The 2,680-nt window shown below is 57.3% G+C and carries 3 protein-coding genes; 2 read left to right on the top strand and 1 reads right to left on the bottom strand.

Annotated features, from left to right (window positions below):
- The first annotated feature begins 2 nt into the window (after positions 1 to 2).
- Together moaC and VGE80_RS04400 are read left to right on the top strand one after the other, a co-directional pair.
- Positions 3 to 455: a cyclic pyranopterin monophosphate synthase MoaC gene (gene moaC, locus VGE80_RS04405; protein ID WP_440591806.1), complete on the top strand. Its 453-nt coding sequence runs from the start codon at positions 3 to 5 to the stop codon at positions 453 to 455.
- Positions 456 to 761: 306 nt separating this feature from the next.
- Positions 762 to 1,862, top strand: a complete 1,101-nt coding sequence (locus tag VGE80_RS04400) for a 3-oxoacyl-ACP synthase III family protein (RefSeq protein WP_373652634.1) — start codon at positions 762 to 764, stop codon at positions 1,860 to 1,862.
- A 166-nt stretch (positions 1,863 to 2,028) separates the two neighbouring features.
- Here VGE80_RS04400 and VGE80_RS04395 read toward each other — a convergent pair.
- Positions 2,029 to 2,680, bottom strand: a 652-nt coding sequence (locus VGE80_RS04395; RefSeq protein ID WP_440591805.1) for a LysM peptidoglycan-binding domain-containing protein, incomplete at its 5' end; no start/stop codon positions are given.

The following is a 2,680-nucleotide window of genomic DNA, read 5'->3' as shown; positions in this document are numbered from 1 at the left end:
GGATGGTCGATGTTGGCGCCAAAGGGGTCACGTTACGCTTAGCACGCGCTGAGAACATCGTAACGATGAAACCAGAGACATTGCGGTTGATTCTTGAGCGACGGGTGGCCAAGGGAGACGTTTTTGAAGTCGCCCGACTGGCGGGGATCATGGCCACCAAGCGAACGGCCGATCTGATTCCGCTGTGTCATCCACTGGGAATCGATGGGGTGGATGTTTCGATCAGCGAAGTGGATGAATGCCGTGTCAAGATCGAGGCCACGGTGCGTGTCACAGGGAAGACCGGGGTCGAAATGGAAGCCCTTACCGCCGTGACAGTCGCGGGGCTGACCATCTATGACATGTGCAAGTCGGTAGACCGCAGCATGACTCTCGGCCCAGCCCGCCTGCTCGAAAAACTAGGTGGCAAGAGTGGCCATTTTCAAGTGGATGAGTTGTCCGCTGAGCACGCCTGACAGCCCCTGCGGGGATCGCCATGGGAAGGGCTCGTTGACCGTCAAACTCTGATCCATCTTGCTCAATCGGAGAAAATTCCCATAATCTCTCAAACTTGTTGAACTTCCGTTGATATGCCTCATGTTCGCTGGTTTGCAGGAAAAACGGTCGATATACTCAGGCAGCCCATTCCTATCGCGGGGCAATCATGAATTGCTCCGCCTCACGGACGTCTTCAGTGGCGAGTGGGATTCATCAATTGAGGTTTTTCAGGATCTCGGCAGAGTCGAGTGTGTCAGGCGATTCGCCGGTCGAGGATGCGATCCATGTACGATAGCGGTGTTTCACGATCGACTAACAGTCAGGGGAATGTTTTGGATACCCCTCCAGGAAACCTCCCGCATCGCAGCACCGAATCGAAATCGAGTTGGACAAAACGGACCCGGTCGCTTTTAGGCGTACAAGTGGTTGGTACCGGCTCTTACGTTCCTGACCAGATTGTGACCAACGCCGATCTGCAGGCGAAGTTTGGATACGATCCCGCCTGGATCGAACAACGAACGGGGATTCTCGCCCGCCGGTATGTCAGTGAAGGGCAGGCGACCAGCGACCTCTGTATCGAAGCAGCCCGCAGGGCCATGCGGAATGCCCGTGTTGACCCCCGCGACATTGATCTGGTCGTTGTCGGAACGTTTACACCTGATTATCAATGTCCGACGACGGCCAACCTGGTTCAGGAAGCGCTCGGTATCGACGCCCCCGCCATGGATCTGCACGCTGCCTGCTCGGGATTCGTTTACGCACTGACGACAGCAGCGCAGTATGTCGCCACCGGTAACAGCCGAATGGCACTCGTCATTGGCGGCGACTGCAACAGCCGTATCGTGAATCCACTCGATCAGAAGGTCGCTCCACTGTTCGGTGATGGTGCCGGCGCCGTCCTGCTGACCCGTGGTGATTCGCATCAGGGTCTGATCTGCTACCAGCTTGGTTCCGACGGCGGGGGTGGTTGCATGCTGGACCGGCAGGCGGGGGGAACGAAGAAGCCGATTACTCACGAAGCACTGGATGCGGGAGAGCACTTTCTGCAGATGGACGGCCGTAACGTCTTCAAGTGGGCCGTTCGTGCTGTCGCTGACAGTATTGAAGTCGTGATGCGCAAGACGGGACTGTCACCTCATGACGTCTCACTCTACCTGCTCCATCAAGCCAACATGCGCATCATCAATAACGTTGCCGAACAACTGGCCATTCCGGTCGACAAGATGTTCAATAACCTGCCCAATTACGGCAACACCTCGGGCGGTTCAATCCCCATTGCCCTCGACGAAGCTTATCGAGCGGGCAGAATCTCCCGCGGCGATACGTTGCTCATCAGTGGCTTCGGCGCTGGACTCACCTGGGGTACTTGCCTGTTCCGCTGGTAAGTTATTTCACAAACGAACCTCGCTTTTCGATAGGCCTACTCTCTCTGCATTGAGCGAGTAGGCTTTTCGTTTTACGGCCGGGACACTTGCTTCAGCCAGTCAACAGAACGTCTCTGCTGCTGACCGAGGGCGCCCGCGGAGGTACGTGCCCAGCACTTCAGCCAAACTATTCCCGTCCAACCTGCGACTGGAACGGCTTTGCGAGATGAGTAAACCGCTTGGCCGGTTGAAACTTTCTTTCGCTCAACGGAGTCTCGGGCTGCTCACGTGGTCCCTGCGTCGGCTGTGAATCAGCCTGCTGCCCTGCGGAGAGGGGCGGGGCGAGCACCCCTGGTTTTTCCTCTTGAACGGTGACGCCTGCGGTGGCTTCTTCGATGTCGATTTCTCGAATGGTCACAGGTAATTTTGAACGGGCATCAGGCACAGACGGCCCCTGCGCTGCGCCGCGCGACGAAACGTCCTGAGCTTCGGGAAGCCGTAATGTCATGCCAACGCGAACATCATTCGGATCTCTGAGCTGATCCTGATTGGCTGCGAACAACTCCTGAAAGCGACTCGCGCTGCCGAGCACCTTTGAGGCGATCGAAGAAAGGGTCTCGCCCCTCTGAACGACATGCACGCGACTGTGGGACTCGGCTTCGTGCAGTGGACGCGCAGATCGGGAGCGTCCCTCTGGGGGATCCGTAATGGCGTTACCACCTCGGACCAGCCCTTGTGGAACAGGAACCCGAATTGGTTCCAGCTCTTCGACATCCGCGTCGATCAGGCTGGCCGTAGGGCCTCCCTTACCCGTCGAATGCTGATTCTTTTTACCCGTG

The organism is Schlesneria sp. (assembly GCF_036405755.1).
Lineage (GTDB): Bacteria > Planctomycetota > Planctomycetia > Planctomycetales > Planctomycetaceae > Schlesneria > Schlesneria sphaerica.
Note: the sequence above shows the minus strand (reverse complement) of the source record. Positions and strands in the feature narration are given on the sequence as shown.